The organism is Limosilactobacillus albertensis, from assembly GCF_014145555.1.
Classification (GTDB): Bacteria; Bacillota; Bacilli; order Lactobacillales; family Lactobacillaceae; genus Limosilactobacillus; species Limosilactobacillus albertensis.
The window spans coordinates 200679-220072 of sequence record NZ_JACIVD010000069.1 but is presented as its reverse complement, the minus strand read 5'-3'; the positions used below and the strand labels follow the sequence as shown (position 1 = coordinate 220072).

At 38.3% G+C, this 19394-nt stretch carries 17 protein-coding genes and 2 tRNA genes; 3 read left to right on the top strand and 16 right to left on the bottom strand.

Annotated features, from left to right (window positions below):
- Positions 1-12: 12 nt before the first annotated feature.
- Positions 13-720, bottom strand: a complete 708-nt coding sequence (gene yycF / locus H5S41_RS09690; protein ID WP_153709431.1) for a response regulator YycF — start codon at positions 718-720, stop codon at positions 13-15.
- A 164-nt stretch (positions 721-884) separates the two neighbouring features.
- Between yycF and H5S41_RS09685 the strand changes: the two genes are divergently transcribed.
- Positions 885-957: transfer RNA gene (locus tag H5S41_RS09685), tRNA-Lys, on the top strand.
- 119 nt (positions 958-1076) lie between these two features.
- Here the strand turns inward: H5S41_RS09685 and H5S41_RS09680 are convergent.
- Together H5S41_RS09680 and H5S41_RS09675 are read right to left on the bottom strand one after the other, a co-directional pair.
- Positions 1077-2798: an ABC transporter ATP-binding protein gene (locus tag H5S41_RS09680; RefSeq protein WP_182603150.1), complete on the bottom strand. Its 1722-nt coding sequence runs from the start codon at positions 2796-2798 to the stop codon at positions 1077-1079.
- A gap of 87 nt (positions 2799-2885) precedes the next feature.
- Positions 2886-3320 carry a MarR family winged helix-turn-helix transcriptional regulator gene (locus H5S41_RS09675; protein ID WP_182603149.1) on the bottom strand — a complete coding sequence of 145 codons (435 nt, stop codon included), beginning with the start codon at positions 3318-3320 and terminating at the stop codon, positions 2886-2888.
- Between the two features lie 149 nt (positions 3321-3469).
- Here H5S41_RS09675 and H5S41_RS09670 point away from each other — a divergent pair.
- A tRNA-Lys gene (locus H5S41_RS09670) sits at positions 3470-3542 on the top strand.
- Between the two features lie 133 nt (positions 3543-3675).
- On the opposite strand, the gene H5S41_RS09665 is transcribed toward H5S41_RS09670, so the two are convergent.
- Both H5S41_RS09665 and H5S41_RS09660 read right to left on the bottom strand, forming a co-directional pair.
- Positions 3676-3936, bottom strand: a complete 261-nt coding sequence (locus H5S41_RS09665) for a hypothetical protein (RefSeq protein ID WP_231833083.1) — start codon at positions 3934-3936, stop codon at positions 3676-3678.
- A gap of 320 nt (positions 3937-4256) precedes the next feature.
- Positions 4257-5141, bottom strand: coding sequence for a PPK2 family polyphosphate kinase (locus tag H5S41_RS09660; RefSeq protein ID WP_182603148.1), 885 nt, complete (start codon positions 5139-5141; stop codon positions 4257-4259).
- 270 nt (positions 5142-5411) lie between these two features.
- Here H5S41_RS09660 and H5S41_RS09655 point away from each other — a divergent pair, with 270 nt between their 5' ends.
- Complete coding sequence (locus tag H5S41_RS09655; protein WP_182603147.1) at positions 5412-6740, top strand: MATE family efflux transporter; 1329 nt, start codon at positions 5412-5414, stop codon at positions 6738-6740.
- A 149-nt stretch (positions 6741-6889) separates the two neighbouring features.
- Here the strand turns inward: H5S41_RS09655 and aldA are convergent, their stop codons facing one another.
- From aldA to gyrA, 11 genes are all read right to left on the bottom strand, one after another.
- Positions 6890-8341 (bottom strand): aldehyde dehydrogenase, encoded by a 1452-nt coding sequence (aldA, locus tag H5S41_RS09650; protein ID WP_182603146.1) that lies wholly within the window; start codon positions 8339-8341, stop codon positions 6890-6892.
- Between the two features lie 37 nt (positions 8342-8378).
- Entirely contained in the window at positions 8379-9503 is a 1125-nt protein-coding gene (locus H5S41_RS09645) for an NAD(P)-dependent alcohol dehydrogenase (RefSeq protein ID WP_182603145.1), read from the bottom strand.
- Positions 9504-9698: 195 nt separating this feature from the next.
- The gene (locus H5S41_RS09640; RefSeq protein WP_182603144.1) at positions 9699-10025 is read right to left on the bottom strand and encodes a hypothetical protein; all 327 of its coding nucleotides are present in this window, start codon (positions 10023-10025) and stop codon (positions 9699-9701) included.
- A 12-nt stretch (positions 10026-10037) separates the two neighbouring features.
- The gene (locus H5S41_RS09635) at positions 10038-11228 is read right to left on the bottom strand and encodes an MDR family MFS transporter (RefSeq protein ID WP_182603143.1); all 1191 of its coding nucleotides are present in this window, start codon (positions 11226-11228) and stop codon (positions 10038-10040) included.
- Between the two features lie 122 nt (positions 11229-11350).
- Entirely contained in the window at positions 11351-12742 is a 1392-nt protein-coding gene (gene dnaB, locus H5S41_RS09630; RefSeq protein WP_153709423.1) for a replicative DNA helicase, read from the bottom strand.
- A 33-nt stretch (positions 12743-12775) separates the two neighbouring features.
- Positions 12776-13228 (bottom strand): 50S ribosomal protein L9, encoded by a 453-nt coding sequence (gene rplI, locus H5S41_RS09625; RefSeq protein ID WP_153709422.1) that lies wholly within the window; start codon positions 13226-13228, stop codon positions 12776-12778.
- A gap of 5 nt (positions 13229-13233) precedes the next feature.
- The gene (locus H5S41_RS09620; protein ID WP_182603142.1) at positions 13234-15252 is read right to left on the bottom strand and encodes a DHH family phosphoesterase; all 2019 of its coding nucleotides are present in this window, start codon (positions 15250-15252) and stop codon (positions 13234-13236) included.
- A gap of 218 nt (positions 15253-15470) precedes the next feature.
- Positions 15471-15707, bottom strand: a complete 237-nt coding sequence (rpsR, locus tag H5S41_RS09615; protein WP_003665240.1) for a 30S ribosomal protein S18 — start codon at positions 15705-15707, stop codon at positions 15471-15473.
- A 32-nt stretch (positions 15708-15739) separates the two neighbouring features.
- Positions 15740-16306 carry a single-stranded DNA-binding protein gene (ssb, locus tag H5S41_RS09610; RefSeq protein ID WP_153709420.1) on the bottom strand — a complete coding sequence of 189 codons (567 nt, stop codon included), beginning with the start codon at positions 16304-16306 and terminating at the stop codon, positions 15740-15742.
- 35 nt (positions 16307-16341) lie between these two features.
- Entirely contained in the window at positions 16342-16638 is a 297-nt protein-coding gene (rpsF, locus tag H5S41_RS09605; RefSeq protein WP_003665235.1) for a 30S ribosomal protein S6, read from the bottom strand.
- Between the two features lie 203 nt (positions 16639-16841).
- A complete protein-coding gene (gyrA, locus tag H5S41_RS09600; RefSeq protein WP_182603141.1) occupies positions 16842-19358 on the bottom strand; it encodes a DNA gyrase subunit A in 2517 nt (838 codons plus the stop codon).
- Positions 19359-19394: the final 36 nt, after the last annotated feature.

Sequence of the window (19394 nt, the reverse complement as noted above, 5' to 3'; positions counted from 1 at the left end):
ATGGTTCAGCCTCTAATTCTGATCAGGATTTGCTAGGTAGTAACCAACACCACGCCGAGTAATTAGCCATTGCGGGTGACTGGGATTATCTTCAATTTTTTCACGAAGCCGTCGAACAGTAACATCGACTGTTCGCACATCACCAAAGTAGTCATATCCCCATACTGTTTGAAGTAAATGTTCACGATTAATAACTTGACCGATATGTTGTGCCAAATAGTGCAGTAATTCAAATTCACGGTGTGTCAAATTAATGTTCTCACCCCGTTTAGTAACCGTATATGCTTCTGGATGAATTGTCAGGTCCCCAATCTGAATATCAGTGTTATTATCTTCTTCAGCGGGTGCCTTAAGAGTAGCCTGACGCCGCAAATTTGCCTTAACACGGGCTACTAATTCACGATTTGAAAATGGCTTAGTGACATAATCGTCTGCACCAAGTTCAAGGCCAAGGACCTTATCTAGTTCTGAATCTTTAGCCGTTACCATAATAATCGGCATTGTATGTTTAGCTCGGACACGCTTTGCTACTTCAAGCCCATCAATCTTAGGAAGCATTAGGTCGAGGATAATTAAATCAGGATTTTCTGCTTCAACTTGCTCTAACGCAGCTTCACCATCATAAGCTACGACAACTTCATATCCTTCTTTTTCAAGATTAAATTTGATGATATCAGAGATCGGTTTTTCATCATCAACAACTAAAATTTTTTTTGCCATATCAATAGTTCCCTCCATTGGGTTAATTGATTCAATACTTTAAATCTGCTATATATCGGTGCCTCTATTATAGCACAGGGAAAAGTTCCATAAATATTTTCCAAAAATATTTGACATTTAATATTAAGCAGGTTAAAATAATTGAGTATTCTGTTAAAGAATATGGGCAGTTAGCTCAGCTGGCAGAGCAACGGACTCTTAATCCGTGGGTCCAGGGTTCGATCCCCTGACTGCCCATCAGAGGTTTACAGCGACTGGGATTTTATCCCGGTCGCTTTTTGTATATGTTGGAAAACTTAATTCTGTTAAAAAAACGACCAAGATCGGCTAAAAAAGCTGATTTTGGTCGTTTGTCTTTATTTAAATTGATCATGAACATATTGAGCATAAAGCGGTGTTGATTGCAACAACTCTTGATGCGTTCCGGAACCTGAAATAGCCCCATTTTCAATAAAGTAAATCTTATCTGCATCAACAATTGTACTTAAACGGTGAGCAATTACTAATGTTGTCCGTCCTTGCATTAAGTCACCTAAAGCCTTTTGAACCATTGCTTCAGATTCAGCATCCAAACTTGCAGTTGCTTCATCAAGCATCAGAATCTTTGGATCACGAAGGAAGGCCCGTGCAATTGCAATTCGTTGTCTTTGACCACCAGATAGTTTAATCCCGCGCTCACCAATTTCTGTTTCTAGTTTATCAGCCATATTATTTACGAACCCATCTGCGTATGCCATCTTCAATGCTTTCCATAATTCCGTGTCACTCACTGTTCGCCGTAGTCCATAGGTAAGATTATCGCGAATCGTTCCTGGCATTACAGCAGCATCTTGGCTAACGAGACCGATTTGTTCCCGCCATTTAGCTAAGTCTAATTTCTCAACGTTTTCATCGCCAATGAGAATCTTTCCGGCAGTCGGTTGATAGAACCGTTCGATCAACGAGAAGATTGTTGTCTTACCACCACCTGAAGGTCCTGCAAACGCGACAAACGCATTTGGCTTAGTCTCAAAATTAATATTCTTCAGTATTGGCTTATCCGGTTCATAAGAAAAGTCAACATTCTCAAAGTTTAACGGTTCAGTTTCAATATCTTTTTTAATCTGATCTTCGCCAAATTCTTCCGGCTCTGCCAACATCTGCTGAATCCGTTCAGTTGCACCGCTTGTCTTAGCCATATTAGTAAAGAGCTGACTAACTGTAATAATTGGTCCAAAAATTTGGAAAAGGTACATTAAGAACGAAACCAATGCTCCCATCGTTATTTGACCATTCATTACCCGAATTGCACCATAACCAAGCACGATTAAGAACATTAACATCATCAGCATATTTGTAATTGGTTGGGTTGCAGCGTTAATCAGCGCTTCTTTCATCCCAATTCCATACAAGTTATCAATTCGCTGACTTCCTTTAGCGAGCTCATGTTCTTCACCATTTGATGACTTTACTAGACGAACTTCACTTAATACATCAGTTGAATCACTAGCAAATTTAGCAAGCTCATCTTGACGCACACGGCCGATTTTACGTGAGTAGTTCATTATCGGCATCATTACTACCATTATCAATGGGACAGCAACAAACATTAATAAAGTTATTCGCCAATCCATTGCTAACATAATTACTAATGCCCCAAGGAACTGTAAAATTGAGGTCATTGCATTAGGAAATGTTGAGGCAAGCAATTCCTTAACCTGTGAAGTATCATTTACCAGTCGTGAACTTATTTCCCCGGTTTTCACATTATCGAAGTATTTTACCGGCATTTTAAGTAGTTTTTGCCATAATTGTTTACGCAACTTAGCAACAACGTTTTCGCCAAAAATACCAAGTAATACTCCTGATAACGCACTAGTAATTAGTCCAGCAATAAAAATAACAACTGTTAACGTGGCTAGTGTTGGACTAATGTGCCGAAAATCGTTAATCAATTTCTGAGCTAGTTGCGGAACAAATAAATTTGCTCCAGTAGAAACCAACCCTAAAAGGATTCCCACTATCAGTTTCAAATATTGTGGGTGTAATTGGTTAATTAGGCTAAAGAATTCCCGAAAATTAAATTTATTTCTTTTCAAAATATAAGCCTCCTAACAATTAACTATCTAACTATTTAAGACGACTTATATTAAAACACGTAGATATCTAACTGTCAATAATTTAAATTATTTTTTTAGCTCATTATTGATATTCATCATACTTTTAATTACTGCATCAATCGTTTCTTCATCGAGCTGCTCAACAATCTGCTGGTATGCTTGATCAAAAACATCCTTTATTTGGCTAGTCTTTTCGATTCCTTCTTTAGTTAAGAAAATCCGTTTAATCCTAGCTGATTCATTATCATTTCGACGAACAATATAACCATCACGTTCAAGATTTTTAAGCATATTCGTAATACTTGCATTTCGGATGTGGAAGTAGTCACCTAGTTCGCGTTGAATAAGTCCTGGATGGTCCTTAATGTACAATAATGTCCGCGCTTGCTGCGGAGTAAGCGTCAACTGTGGAGTAAGAGTGGTAAAAAAATGATGCATATTAATCATATATGTTCGTAGTAGACGATTCATGTACTCAAATTTTTCTTTTTTCGATGCCATAAAATCACTCCTAAGGTTAATTTTTACTAATAATTATAACAGTTAGGCGTCTAAGTATATATCGATTTAGAAAATTAATAAATAAATTCCAAAAAGTACTTGCGAAATTCGATTTAAGTTGATATTATTATTTATGTTGTCAAAGACATGGGCAGTTAGCTCAGCTGGCAGAGCAACGGACTCTTAATCCGTGGGTCCAGGGTTCGATCCCCTGACTGCCCATCTTATAAAAAGGTCATCGATTTATCGATGACCTTTTTTGTTTACTTGCATATATGCTTAAATTAAAGAAGGACTTGTGTTTTTTTACTACTAGTCCTTCTTTGTGATTTTTTAAATATTAAGATAAGACATATCACTTCTGCTCAATCAAAATCTGAATTATATGCTGCTTAGGACGTTTGGAAACAATTTTGATTGCTCCAAGTTCTTCTAATTCTTTAATTGCTAACCGGGTTTTTGTCATTGGATAACGTTGGCTGCTCTTCTTCAAAATTTCAATAATATCATTATCTTTAATCCCTAGGCTTTGCTGATTAGTAAAAAATTCCGATTGCGCAAAAAGATACAGAATTTCACAATACAATTTATCAGGTAAAGCGGTGGCCTTTAACAATTGATGATGTTCCTCTACCCACTGCTTAATAATTTGTTTAGCATTATTTAGCTTTTCTCCAGACTGACTTAAAATATCAATAAGCTTTTCTTGCTAACTTACCAGTATCTCTAATTGATTATGCACCTTCTTTAATGCTAAAAACATTCTTTTTAGAATAATTATATTAAAAGTTTAACAAAATAACCCCCGAAAATCGGTTTTTGGGGGTTATTATTATAGGGTTAAATATAAACGTTAAAAATAACAATTCTTACATTAAAATCAATAATAGGATTTTGATTCAACTAAAAAAGGATGTCATGCGGCATCCTCTTCATTTATTTACTTTCATTCATCAATTCTTGACGTGCTTGCTTAAGACCCATTTCTTGTTCTGGCGAAACCTCTGGATATGCGAGCGGCAAACTATTGATCTTCTTTGTTAAAATATCAGATACAATTAGTCGTGAATACCACTTATCATCAGACGGAATAACATACCATGGATTTTTCTTTGTAGCTGTTGCGTTAATTGCCTTTTCATACGCCTTTTGATAATCATCCCAATATTGGCGTTCACGAATATCAGCAGCAGAGAACTTCCAGTTTTTCTCAGGCGTGTCAATTCGAGCTAAAAACCGTTTCTTTTGTTCCTCTTTCGATACATGAAGGAAGAACTTTACGATTAAGTAGCCATTACGAGTTAAGTAGTCCTCATATTGGCGAATATCTTCATAACGACTATCAAAGAACTTATTATTTACATCATCAATAGAATCAATTCCAGGCAAGTTAGCATTCACAACTATTTCAGGGTGAACGCGTGAAACCAGAACATCTTCATAGTACGAACGGTTAAAGATTCCAATATCACCCCGCATTGGCAATTCACGAGTAATTCGCCAGAGATAATCATGACGTAATTCACGTCCAGTCGGTTGCTTAAAGTTAGCTACCTTAAATCCCACTGGGTTCACACCAGCAAAAGTATGAGAAATCATACTATCCTTACCAGCCGCATCCATTGCTTGAAATACGACCAATACCCCATAGTGGCGCCGCGCGTACATCATTTTTTGCGCATCCTTAATCGACTTTACATTTTTCTTGATTTTCTTTTTTATCTTTTTTAATTCATCAGCAGAATCCTTTACCTTAGTTGGTGCTTTATTTATATCAAAATCTTTTCCGGTATAACGATACTTTTTAGTTTTCATCAGCATTCACCTCATTGCTTTTAATTTACTTTCAACTACCATCATAGCAAATCTCTTACAATTCCGTTAATGTAAACTACTAGAATATATAACTCCTATATTTTAGTTAAAGTTGCTTTCAGAACGATATTAAATATAAAGTTATTTTTCCCATTGCATTTTTCATCAAATTTCAATAAAATAGTTACGTTAAATTTATATATTTAGGGTCACTTGTGAAGATACCAGCCAACCTCCTTCACGAATGGCCCTTTTTTGTTTAAAGGGAGTTTTTACGTGGAAAATTTATTTTTAAAAGCACCTGTTAAGCAAGCTTACTTTAAGCTCGCATTACCGGTAGTGCTCGGAATGATCACAACAATGATTTATAACTTAGCTGATACGGTATTTGTAGCTAAAACAGGTGATCCCAAAATGGTCGCTGGAGTTACCATTGGTGCTCCGTTATTTACTTTTCTTCTTGCAATTGCCGATATTTTTGGTTTAGGCGGTAGTTCGGTAGTTTCACGATTGCTCGGTGAGAAGAATGTTCATTTAACAAAACGGGTTACTAGTTTTTGTCTATATTGCTCAATCATTACCGGAATATTATTAACGGTATTTTTATTAGCTTTCGAACGTCCAATTCTGATGATGTTAGGTGCTAAAGCTGGAACCTATGCAGACGCAGCTAACTTCTATCGAGTATTAAGCGTGGGAGCAGTCTTTGTAATATTTTCGATTGTGCCACAAAATTTAATTAGAACAGAAGGCCTGGCTACTCACGCTATGATCGCTGCAATTACCGGAACTGTGATTGCAATTATTCTGGACCCTATTTTCTTATTTGTTTTCAAATGGGGAACTACCGGGGTCGCTCTTGCCAATGTTATCGGCTATGCTTTTACTGACATCGTACTATTAGTAATGATTTTTCGTTATGCCCGATATGTCTCACTTAATCCGCGCTTAACTAAAATTAACCTACACACGATTACAGAAGTCATTGCAATTGGAATTCCTGGTTCCATTACCAATTTTGCCTTAACTTTCGGGATGGCATTGCTTAATTCATCACTGGCGTTCTACGGTGCTGATATGGTCGCCGCAATGGGAATCGTTCAAAAAGTATATTCAGTTTTGATTTTAGTAATTGTTGGTTTTGCCTTTGGTGCCCAGCCATTGATTGGTTTTACTTACGGTGCGAAGGAATGGTCAAGGCTCCATCAAATACTACGGTTTGATTTTCTTGTTCAAATTGTTTACTCAGTTGTCGTTGGGGACATTTTAATTATTTTTGCCAAGCCAATTATCAGTCTCTTTATGCGCCAACCAGTAATCGTTAACGCTGCGAGCGAGATGTTGTTAGCAACTATTATTACAACCCCGCTAGTTGGTTTGATACTGGTTTATACTACGGTCTTTCAATCAATCGGTAATGCTTTTGGTGCTTTCTTAATGTCCATCTCTCGTCAAGGAGTTATTTATTGGGTAGTTTTAGAAATATTACGACATTTAGCAGGCTATACCGGGATCATCTGGGCACAAGCAATCAGTGATATTATTACCTGCCTACTCGGTTACTTCCTATACAGACTGACTTTCAATTGGCAGAAGAAGAAGTAATCAGCGATAATTACCCTAGAAAATTCTAAAGAGCTAACGATCAGGAAAGAATAACAGTTTTTTCCCTGATTGCTAGCTCTTTTATAAATGTTAGATTAGCGCCGTTGAGAAACTTAGCCAATTCTAGTAGTTTTTATTTCTCTTAGGTATTAGATATTTTCTGGATGCCGCTGAATGTAAACAACTTTTGTATCGGTACATTCAAGAATTCCGTGCATTCCATCAGATCCACCAATACCTGATTCCTTAACTCCTGCATGATAGCCTTGCATAGCTTCAAAGTAATTCCGGTTAACATATGTCTCGCCGGCTTGAATTTCGTTAATTGCATAGGCTGCACGGTCAAGACTCTTCGTAAAGATACCGGATGTTAGGCCCATCGTACTATCATTACACATCTCAACTGCTTCTTTAAGGTTCTTGAATGTCATAATTGGTAAAACAGGTCCAAAGATTTCATCCTGAATAGCTGAATCTTTTTGCTTACAGTTACTGATAATCGTTGGTTCGTAGAAGAATCCTTTACCTTCTGCAGGCTTACCACCGACAAGTACTTTCCCGCCTTCTTTAATCGCCTGCTTTACTTGACGATCGACTTCTTCAAGGGCTTTGCGATTAATTAGCGGGCCCATGCCGATTTCAGGATTTTCAACCGTATCCCCGTAAGTAATTGCCTTAACAGCATCAACAAGTTTTTGAGTAAACTCTTCTGCAACATCTTCTTGAACATAAACTCGTTGAACATTATTGCAAAGCTGTCCATTATTATCATAACGTGAATTAACAATATCAGTGACCGCTTCATCCAAATCAGCATCATCACATACAATTGCGGGAGCATTCCCACCTAGTTCAAGTGATACTTCACCAATATGATCAGCTGCGGCCGCCATAATTCGTTTACCAGCATTAACTGAACCTGTTAAACTAGCCATTCCGACCTTAGGATTCTTTGATAATTCATTACCAACAACAGAACCTGGACCAGTAACAAAATTAACGACTCCAGCGGGAAGCCCGACTTTATCACATAGCTTTGCAAACTCTAGCGCGCCAATTGGGGTATCAGAACTCGGCTTTAGAACAACCGTGTTTCCTGTTACCAAAGCCGGCGCCATCTTCCGCGCAATTAGGAAGAATGGGAAGTTCCAAGGAAGAATCCCGGCAATAACACCAATCGGCATCCGCTTTAGCAAGATCGTTTCATTACGATTATCAGACTGAATGACTTCACCTTTATATGTCCGTCCTGCAGCAGCCATATAATCAAAATAATCAGCAGTGAATAATACTTCTGTTTTTGCTAAGGACCGGATCTTACCTTGTTCTTCTTGAAGGTTCTTAATCCATGGTTCTGGATCTTTACGAATCTCATCAGCTAATTTATGAAGATAACTGCCACGTGTTGGTGCTGGAACCTGGTGCCAAGATTTTTCAGCTTCAAAGGCTGCATCAATTGCCTCGCGTGTTTCTTCAACGGTCGCACTTGGTACTGTCCCTAAAGTTTCCTCGTTATTAGGATTAATAACCGTAATCTCTTTACCAGAATCCGTGTCAACAAACTTACCATTAATGTACATCTTATAATGTGGCATACTCATAATTTTTGCTTCCTTTTTATCGAATTAATCCAGCATTTTAATATTTATCAGGCTTATAATCTTTATCAATGATTAGTACAGGCTTAATTGTCTTACCTGATACAGAGTCCGCATTAGCTTCATTAATTTGATCAAAGTCATAGAACTTCTCTGTCTTATCAAAGTCAAACATCCCCAACTGATAGAACTTAATGAGTCGTGGAATATCAACTTGAGGAATTGAATCGCCCATGTTAACACCCACGATTGTCCGATCACTTGGACAAAGGTCATTCCATGTATCAACGTCAATGTGGTTAGCAGTAACAGCAATCGGAGCTAATGTCCCGCCTTGTGCCAATGCTTGGATTGCATCTTCCATCACAGCAGTAGCACCGGTTGTATCAACCGTATAATCAACACCCTTGCCATCAGTTAATTCCATAATCTTCTTAACCATATCTTCGTTGGTAGTATTGATTGTGTCAGTGGCACCCAACTCTTTAGCTAACTTGAGTCGTGAATCATGACGATCAATAGCAATTACCGTTGTACATCCTGAAATTTTACCAGCCATCATTGCTGCTAAACCAACTGCTCCAGTTCCAACAACAGCAATAGTAGAACCTGGTTCTGGTTTTAAGGTATTAAAGACTGTACCAGATCCGGTAACATAACCGCACCCTAGAGGACCAAGTTTCCGTAAATCGAGACTTTCTGGTACCTTAACCGCATTCCGTTCTCGAACAATTGTAGTGGTAGTAAATGATGATTGATCGAACATATCGTCAACTTGATGACCATTTTCTGTAAAGTGCGCACTTCCATCCGGCCGAACTCCAGATAAATTATTTGCGGCATAGTTCAAACATTTTGTCGGCTTACCTTTAAGACAATTAATACAATTCCCACAACCATAGAATGATAGTACAACATGGTCACCGGGCTTAAAATTCTTTACTTCCGAACCAACTTTTTCAACAATTCCTGAGCCTTCATGACCAAGGATAATTGGATAGCCAATTTCGGCATCTCCTTTTCGTAGGGCTTCATCGGAATGGCAAATACCGGTTGCAACCATATGGATTTGAAGATCATCTGGTTGTAACTCTGCCAATTCAACATCGTCACGAATATCAAACTTTGCACCTTTTTCATCAACAATAGCAGCTTTGATTTTCATAACATAACATCTCCTAAAATGTTTGACAATCTCTACAATGTTTATATTATCACAAATAAATAAAAATACTTAATCATTTGAAAACGGCTATTATAATTGAATTTGTTACACACTTACTTAGAGTAGTGGATATTATTGGTTTATGTTTGTGAAACTTTTTTCAAAAAATCTTAAAAAAAAGGAACTTTGAACATTTTAGTCCACATTTCCTTTTTTCATAATATCGCTTTCCATTGGCCGATATTTACGATGTTTTAATTTGCCAATCTTGTGTTCACGACCATCATTGACTATAAACTCATCGACAGCACCACAATGATCACAGACAACAACTATTTGGTATCGCTGTGAGTCATCATTATTAGTATCCATCAAATTTCTTTCAGCAATTACTAACGGCTGTTCATGGCAACGATAGCATGAGATTGCTAGTTCACATTCTTCCCTAAAAGGGTCGCCTATTTTCCCTACCATTCCATAGCGATCTTCACCATGCACATTATCAAAATTATTGTAAAACATTCGATCACTTCTTTAATATTCAACTACTTTTGCACGTTTTATTTTAACAACTAGGAATACTATTATTTCCATTACAAAAATTGAAACAGCGCAAATAATGAACAAAATATGATATGAAGTAGCTTCAATCATCAATCCACCAAAGAGCGGCCCAATTGCCTTACCGATTGATGAGAATGCATTCAAAATTCCTTGATACTTACCCTTAACTGCTACTGGAGAAAGACTATTGACTATCGCTGGCATTGTTGGTAAAGCAGTTGCTTCCCCAATAGTCAAAATAACCATTGCGGCAACAAACCAACTATACGAATGGGCATGTAATAAGAGGACAAAGGAAAAACCGATCGTAAACATCCCGATAAATACTTGAGCATATGGTCGGTTAACCCAGCGATTGAGCCACGTAATTCCGAGTTGGAAGACAACAATTAAAATCCCGTTCAATGTCCATAAAAGACTGTATTTTGTCATTGATATTCCTTGATCAGTCATAAATACTGACAAGTTGCTTGCCCATTGCTCATACATTGTCCAAATCACAACAAGGGCAATAAAGAAAATCCAACTGATCCATAAATTAGACTGTGGAATTTTAACGTCAGCTGCTCCAGTCTCTCCATCATCATTCTTCTCTGCTGTTTGTTGATTATCCTTAAAGAAGAAAATAACTACCAAAGAAAACATTGTGTAGAGAATTGTTGTAATCAAAAACATGGGAGACACATTACCCTTTGCATACTGGTAGAGCGGGCCAACAATCGTCGTTCCTATCACCATCCCCAGGTTATTAGCAAAGTACAGCATGTTAAAAACGTAGCGGCCATCACGACCGGACCGGGTAGCAAAAGAATTAACCATGGTAATAATCCAACCGTTAAAGAAGCCAATTACAGTCAGTAAAATTCCATAAATCGGCCACCCATTAAAAAAGATCATAATGGCCATTACCACAGTCGCCAGCAATGTCCCGCCAATCATTAATTTACGGGGATTAGTTCGGTCGAATAGCATCCCACTAATGTAACTACCGACAACATTTGCTCCCGAATAAAAGAGCAGCACAATTCCTGAAACAGTTAACGACTCGTGTAACTGTTCGTGAATATAAATTGTTGTTAATGGCCACACAAAACTGTTTCCAATACTTCCAAGAAACATTCCTAATAGCAGCCATTTTAACTCTACGCCTTGACGGTTCATTGTTTACGCCTCCTCAATTACTATCATACCGTTTATTTTCTATAAAAACATTTTTAATGTCTTAAGCGCACTAAAAGGGCTACCTCAGTTTTTAACTGAAACGCCCTCTTAGAATTTAGTTTTTAATTATTATCTTCAGGGATATACGAAATCGAAGTGAATTTATTATATGACTTTGCAAATAGTAATTTAACCGTCCCACGCGGACCACTACGATTCTTCTCAATGATGACTTCAACTTCACTAGCGTTAGAACCATCATCATCTTGATTATTTCCCTGGTTATTATTATCCTCTGAGTCCTCATCATGCTCATAATAATCATCACGATAAAGGAAACTTACAATATCCGCATCTTGTTCAATTGATCCCGATTCACGAATATCAGAAAGGACTGGTCGTTTATCTTGCCGTTGTTCGACTCCCCGTGACAACTGAGAAAGTGCGATTACAGGGACTTCCAATTCCTTCGCTAACTTCTTAAGTTGTCGAGAAATCTCTGAAACTTCTTGCTGCCGGTTATCTGGATTGCTTCCTTCAATTAACTGAAGATAATCAATTACAATTAACCCTAGATTACCCTTTTCTTTAGCTAATCGCCGACAACGTGCACGGATCTCCGCAACTTTAATTCCTGGGGTATCATCAATATAAATACTTGCATTACTCAACGCTCCAGTTGCGATGAATAAACTCTGCCATTCATCTTGACTAAGCTGACCGGTCCGCAAATGATTAGCATTAATATTACCTTCAGCACAGAGCATTCGGTTTGCCAACGATTCAGCACCCATTTCTAGACTAAAAATAGCTACAGTATTATCAGTTCGTGTGGCAACATTTTGAGCAATGTTAAGGACAAATGCTGTCTTTCCAACCGCTGGACGTGCTGCAATGATTACCAATTCATCTTTGTGAAGTCCGGTTGTCATCTCGTCTAATTGTGCGTAGCCAGTCGATAATCCCGTGATTTCTGAGTCCTGACTCGATAAATCACTAACATGCTCAATTGACTGTTGAAGTACATCGCTAATACTTTGAAAACCAGTCTGACGGCTATTTTCTGAAACCGCCATAATTGCCTGTTCAGCATGGTCAAGCTGGTCAGTAACGCTATCATTGCCAGCATAACTATCATTTATGATTTTGGTTGCTGTATTGATTAATCGGCGAGAAATTGCCTTATCATGCACAATTTTAGAATAATAAACTACATTTGCAGCCGTCGGAACTGCTGTTGCAAGTTCAGCAATATAAGCAACACCACCGACATTTTCCGTTTGATTATCCTGATCAAGGACGTTTTTCATTGTTAACGGGTCAATCGGCTGATCCTCATCATTTAATTGGATCATCTTTTCAAAAATAACTTGGTGAGCCTTGCGATAAAAATCCTGCGGCTCCAGATACTCCATCGCATCTGCCAACGCGTTTTTACTCAAAAAAGCAGCTCCTAGAACTGCTTTTTCTGCTTCAATATCGCGTGGCTCTTCTTGCACTGGTGCATTATCCATGACGATACCGCTCCTTAAATCTATTAATCCTCACTACTTTTCCGCAATGTGAACGCGAATTTGAGCTTCGACTTCTGGATGAAGTTTAATTGGAACATTAACGTAGCCAAGAGCCTTAATTGGGGCTGCAAGCTCAATCTTTCGCTTATCGATTTTAAGGTCAAATTGTTTTTGTAAAGCAGTAGCAATTTGCTTTGTTGAAATTGAACCAAACATCCGGCCATCTGTACCGGCTTTTCCACTCAATTCTACAACCGTATTATCATCTTCAAGGACCTTCTTCATGCGCTTGGCATCTGCTAATTCTTCAGCAGCATGTTTTTCTTCTGCACGTTGTTGTCCCTTTAATTGGCTCATTGCTGCCTTAGTAGCTTGCTTAGCCAAACCACGCTTAATTAGGTAGTTTTGTGCATAACCATCTGGTACTTCTTTAACTTGACCACGTTTACCGCGACCACGAACATCTTGCGTAAAAATAACTTTCATTATGATCACTCCTCTGTTTCATTTTGCTCTTTGTCAGATTTTGTTAGGATATCAACTAACTCCTGCTTAACCTGAGCAATAGTTTTATCACTGATTTGCGTAGCTGCATTTGCAAGGTGACCACCGCCACCCATCTCTTCCATAATAACTTGGACGTTAATATCACCCATTGAGCGCGCAGAAATACCTACTTTACCATCTGCACGATCAAAGATTACAAATGAAGCTTCAATTCCACTCATCTGAAGTAACATATCAGCAGCCTGGGCAGCCGTTACAGGATCATATACCTGTCCTTCTTCACCCGTACATAATGCTATTTTATCATTTATTTCAGCTCTTGAGATTAAATGATTACGCTTCATGAAAGTTTCTGGATTTTCTTTCATAAACGATTGAATCATTAGTCCATCTGCTCCAGCGGACCGTAAGTAACTCGCCGCATCAAAAGTCCGCGTACCAGCACTCTTAGTAAAGGACTTTGTATCGACTTGAATCCCTGTCAGCATTGCCGTAGCCTCAAGTTTATTTAGACCTTTTCCTTCACGTGGCTGATATTCAAACATTTCTGTGATTAGCTCACATGTTGATGATGCATACGGTTCAATATAAACAAGTAATGGATTCTCAGGGAAATCTTCGCCACGCCGGTGATGGTCAATTATTACAAGCCGATTCTGCATTCGATCATATAACTCTGGTGCAATGGTAATCCCTCGCTTAGCATGGTCAACCATAACTAATAAGCTGTTGTTATTGACCTTTTCTAATGCATCACTTGGCGAAATAATGTGGTCTTTAATTGTTTGATAATTATCTATTTCATGCATAAGGCGCCGGATATCAGAATGCGGATGTTCATCATCTATTACAATCCAGCACTCTTTACCATTCATCTCAGCAATCCGTCGAATCCCTAAGCAGGCACCAATCGAATCCATATCAGGGTTGGTATGCCCCATTACAAATAATTGATCCGATTGTGCCATTAATTCTTGTAAGGCCTGGCTGATCATTCTTGCCCGAACTCGAGTACGTTTTTCCATCGGGTTGGTCTTTCCACCGTAGAAACGTGCTTCTTGGTCTTGAGCCCGCACAACTACTTGATCCCCACCTCGACCTAGTGCAAGGTCAAGGTTGTTTTGGGCTGTGTCAGCGAGCTTTATCAAGTCATTTTCGCCATAAGCAATTCCCACACTAAGAGTTACCGGTGAATTTTGCTTAGACGTATTTTCACGAATAACATCAAGAATCTTAAACTTCTGCTTTTCTAATTCTCTTAGTGATGCTTGGTGACCGATGATCAAATAATTATCATCATCAATAACCTTCATCAACAGGTGATTATCAACAGCCCAATCGCTTATTTCAGAAGTAACATAATTATGAAGATTTGAAACATCAGAATCATTCATCCCCTGAATTAACTCATCATAATTATCTAAATAAATATTTCCAATAAAGATTTGTTCATTTTTATACTGGGCACTTATTTGTTCATACTTTGTAATATCTAATAAATAAACTACTTGACCGTGATGCTGAACTAAAAATTCAAATTGATGATCTCGCCAAGTTACTACTTGTGTTTTCTTATCATCCGCATATTTTTTTATTAATTCTGCTAGGTCCGCATCAACATCTGCAATCGGCTTTCCTACAACAATCTCTAGGTTAAAATAACGTGCCATATATGGATTGATCCATTCAACTTCATGGCGTTGATTTAACATAATCATCCCAACCGGCATTTCTAATAATGCTTCTTGTTGCCCGCGTTGAACCTTATATGTTAATTCATTCAAATATCCATGAGTATCGACAACTAACTTTCTTAATCGCTGTATACTAATAGCTCCACCAACAACTGCAACTATTAACACTATAATTCCAATAATCCAGTTATCCATAAACCCTAAAATAAGTCCGATAACTGTTAAGATCCCAATATAGCAGATATTCCAGCGGACGGCAGGGTGTTCAAAATAGAACTCCCAATTTTCACGACTGAAAAATTTTTGCATGCTAGTCCTCCCAAAATAGCTCTAATTTGACTATTAATCGGATAAATCTATCATATCACATCAATTACTTAGTCCATAGATTATATCATCTAATGGATATCAATGTGTTAAAAAGTTAGTGTATCAATCATAAACTTTTAGCAAAGATAATTGTAGTTTAAAATAATAAAGAGGCTGAGCAAATCCCGGCCTCTTTATTATTTTTATTTTCGCGGAAATTAATCTTCTGCAACGAATGGCAAAAGACCCATGATCCGTGCACGCTTAATAGCGATAGTTAACTTACGTTGGTTCTTAGCACTAGTACCAGTTACCCGACGTGGCAAAATCTTACCACGTTCAGAAATGAACCGACGTAATAAATCAGTGTCTTTGTAATCGATGTATTCGATGTGGTTTGCGGCGATAAAGTCGACCTTACGACGACGACGACCGCCTCGACGTTGTTGTGCCATGAAATTACCCTCCTATTCTGAGTAAAAATTATTTAGAATGGTAATTCGTCATCTGCTAAGTCAATGGATTGACCACCATCATCACTGCTTCCAGGGAACTGGTTGCCAGCATTTTGATTGTTGTCGAAACCATTACCTGCATTAGGTGACGGATTACTTTGAGGAGCATTATTTCCAGGTTGTGGTTGGCTACCATATTGTGGAGCTTGTGCACCACCAAATGGTTGCTGGTTATTAGCAAATGGCTGTTGAGCACCTTGTTGGTTCATGCCACCATTTTGACGCGGCTCCAACAAAGCAAAATTATCAACAACAATTTCGGTAACATAAACACGGTTACCCTGTTGGTTTTCATAATTCCGGGTTTGAATGCGCCCTTCAATTCCAACAAGTGAACCCTTATGCGTAAAGTTACTAAAGTTTTCAGCGGACTTACGCCAAATAACGCAATTGATAAAGTCAGCATCACGATCACCATTTTGGTTTCGGAATTGCCGATCAACAGCTAGAGTAAATGAAACAACTGCTGTCCCGCTGGTTGTGTACCGCAACTCGGGATCTCTTGTTAAACGCCCAGTTAAGACTGCACGATTAAGCATAGATCTTTCTCCTCTCTTAATTTATTGACAATTAATTAAGCATCAAGCTTAACAATCATGTGACGTAGGATATCATCACTGAACTTAGCTAAACGATCAAATTCGTTTAAAGCTTGGTCAGAGTCAGTAGTTAAGTTTACCACGTGGTAAGTACCTTCAGTGTACTTAGCGATTGGGTAAGCAAAACGACGAGTTGACCAATCCTTTGAGTCAGCGATTGTTGCACCATTGTCCGCCAAGATCTTGTCGAATCGGTCTACCAATTCGCTCTTTGCAGATTCTTCGATATCAGGACGAATGATGTAAGTAATTTCATATTTGCGTGTTTCCATGAATGTTACACCTCCTTATGGACTCTGGCTCTTCTTACTATTTGAGAAGAACAAGGAAAGTAGACGTCTGTACGTATACTCACAGACATAAAATATAGCATAAAATTCTATTTAAAACAAGGAACATCTAATAAGAAAATCCTAAATGTTGCGGTCACTATAAATATATATACGTAAAATCTCTACTTTTCCATTTTTATTTTTTAATTTTCTGTTGGTTGATTTTCTGAATTAGCTGTGTCTGTTACTTCTTCTTTTGGAGTTTCAGCTTCTTCACTGTCGTCTTCTTTATCAACCTTAGCAATTGTAGCTACCCGGGCTCCATTATCCATCTTAATTAAATGTACTCCAACTGCTGAACGCCCAGTTTGTGATACGCTCTCAATACCAAAACGAATAATCACACCTTGATCAGTAACAAGCATAATATCTTCGTCACCATTAACAGTTGTTAAACCAACTAATGGTCCGTTCTTTTCAGTAACATTAACAGTCTTTACACCAAGACCGCCACGACCTTTAATTGGATATTCTGACGCCGCTGTCTGCTTTCCGAAACCATTCTCGCTAATTACTAGGACATTACTATCTGGATTAAGCGGAGCAGCACCAATTACATAGTCTTCACCACGCAAGCGAATTCCACGAACCCCAGCTGCACTTCTTCCCATCGACCGAACAACTGATGACTTAAAACTAAGAGCATATCCATTATGGGTCCCAATAATCATTGGTTGCTCATCACTAATAACTTCCACATCAATTAATTCATCATTCTCATGGAGGTTGATTGCCTTTAGTCCATTACTCCTAATGTTCTTAAATTCTGTTACTGGTGTTCGCTTAACTGTTCCGTACTTGGTAGTAAAGAAGAGATATTTATCATCGTCATTAGTTTCATGTGAAACATTAATAACGGCGCTAATCTTTTCTTTATTATTAATGCCAAGAAGGTTAATAATCGGAATACCTTGAGCAGTCCGGCCATATTCTGGAACCTCATACCCCTTCATTGAGTATACTTTCCCAGAATTGGTGAAGAAGAGGAGCATATCGTGGGTAGAACTAGAAATTAATTGCTCAATAAAGTCATCTTTATGAACACCCATTCCTTTAACTCCACGTCCACCACGATGTTGTGACTTAAATTCGTCTACTGGTAATCGCTTAATGTACCCGTTATGAGTTAAAGCAACAATAATGTCTTCTTCTTCAATCAAATCTTCGTCTTCAATATTGGTAATGTCACCAACTTGCAGTTCGGTTCGACGTTCATCTCCAAACCGCTTTTGAATCTCCATTAACTCGTCATAAATAATTTGGTTGATACGTTCACGATGAGCAAGAATATCTTTGTAATCAGCGATTGCGGCCATTAGTTTTTGATATTCATCTTCAATCTTCTCACGCTCTAACCCCGTCAAACGAACTAACCGCATATCGAGAATAGCTTGGGCTTGACGATCTGATAAACCGTAGTTGCTCATCAATTCATTCTTTGCAACTTCACTCGTTTGAGAACTGCGAATAATATTAATAATCTCATCAATATGATCTAAGGCGATTCTTAATCCTTCAACGATGTGTGCACGATTTTGGGCTTTCTTTAATTCAAATTCTGTCCGCCGACGAACTACCGCTTCTTGGTGTTCAAGGTAATATTGCAGAATTTGCTTAAGACTTAAGATTTTTGGAGCCCCATTAACAATTGCAAGCATATTGAAATTAAAGGTCGTCTGCATCAATGTCATTTTATATAAATTATTTAAAATAACTTCTGCACTTGCATCACGGCGGACATCAATTACAATTCGCATCCCATCACGGTCAGTTTCATCGTTAACGTCCGTAATTCCGTCAATATCCTTATTACGCGCTAATTCAGCAATCCGTTCAATCAACTTAGCCTTATTAACCATATACGGGATTTCATGAACAATAATCCGTTGCTTACCGTTCTTTTGTTCTTCAATATCAACTTTGGCACGAACAATAATTGTTCCGCGACCAGTCTCATATGCTTTCCGTATACCGGACTTACCCATTACAACTCCGCCAGTTGGGAAATCCGGTCCCGGAATAGCCTTCATCAATCCTTCAGTTGTAATGTCTGGATTATCCATCAACAGGTGAATACCATTGATAACTTCACCCAAATTGTGTGTAGGAATATTAGTTGCCATCCCAACGGCAATTCCAGAAGCACCATTAACTAATAGGTTTGGAAAACGAGCTGGTAATACATCGGGTTCTTTTTCAGTACCATCATAATTGTCATGGAAGTCAACTGTGTTTTTGTTAATATCACGAAGCATCTCAACAGCAATCTTGCTCATCTTTGCTTCGGTATAACGCATAGCAGCTGCTCCATCTCCGTCAACAGACCCAAAATTCCCGTGACCATCAACTAGCATGTAACGGTAACTGAAGTCCTGGGCCATTCGTACTAACCCTTCATAAATTGAAGAATCACCATGAGGGTGGAATTTACCCATTACGTCCCCAACAATTCTGGCAGATTTCTTATATGGCTTATCCGGGGTAACCCCTAATTCATTCATTCCGTACAAAATCCGGCGTTGTACCGGCTTTAATCCATCACGAACATCTGGAAGCGCCCGTGAAACAATAACACTCATCGCATAATCTAGGAATGAGTTTTTCATTTGGCTCGTAAGATTTACATCCGTGATCCGATTAGGCATATCATGTTCAGCCAATGTCGTTCCTCCTTTTTCGCATTAGTAGTAAACAAC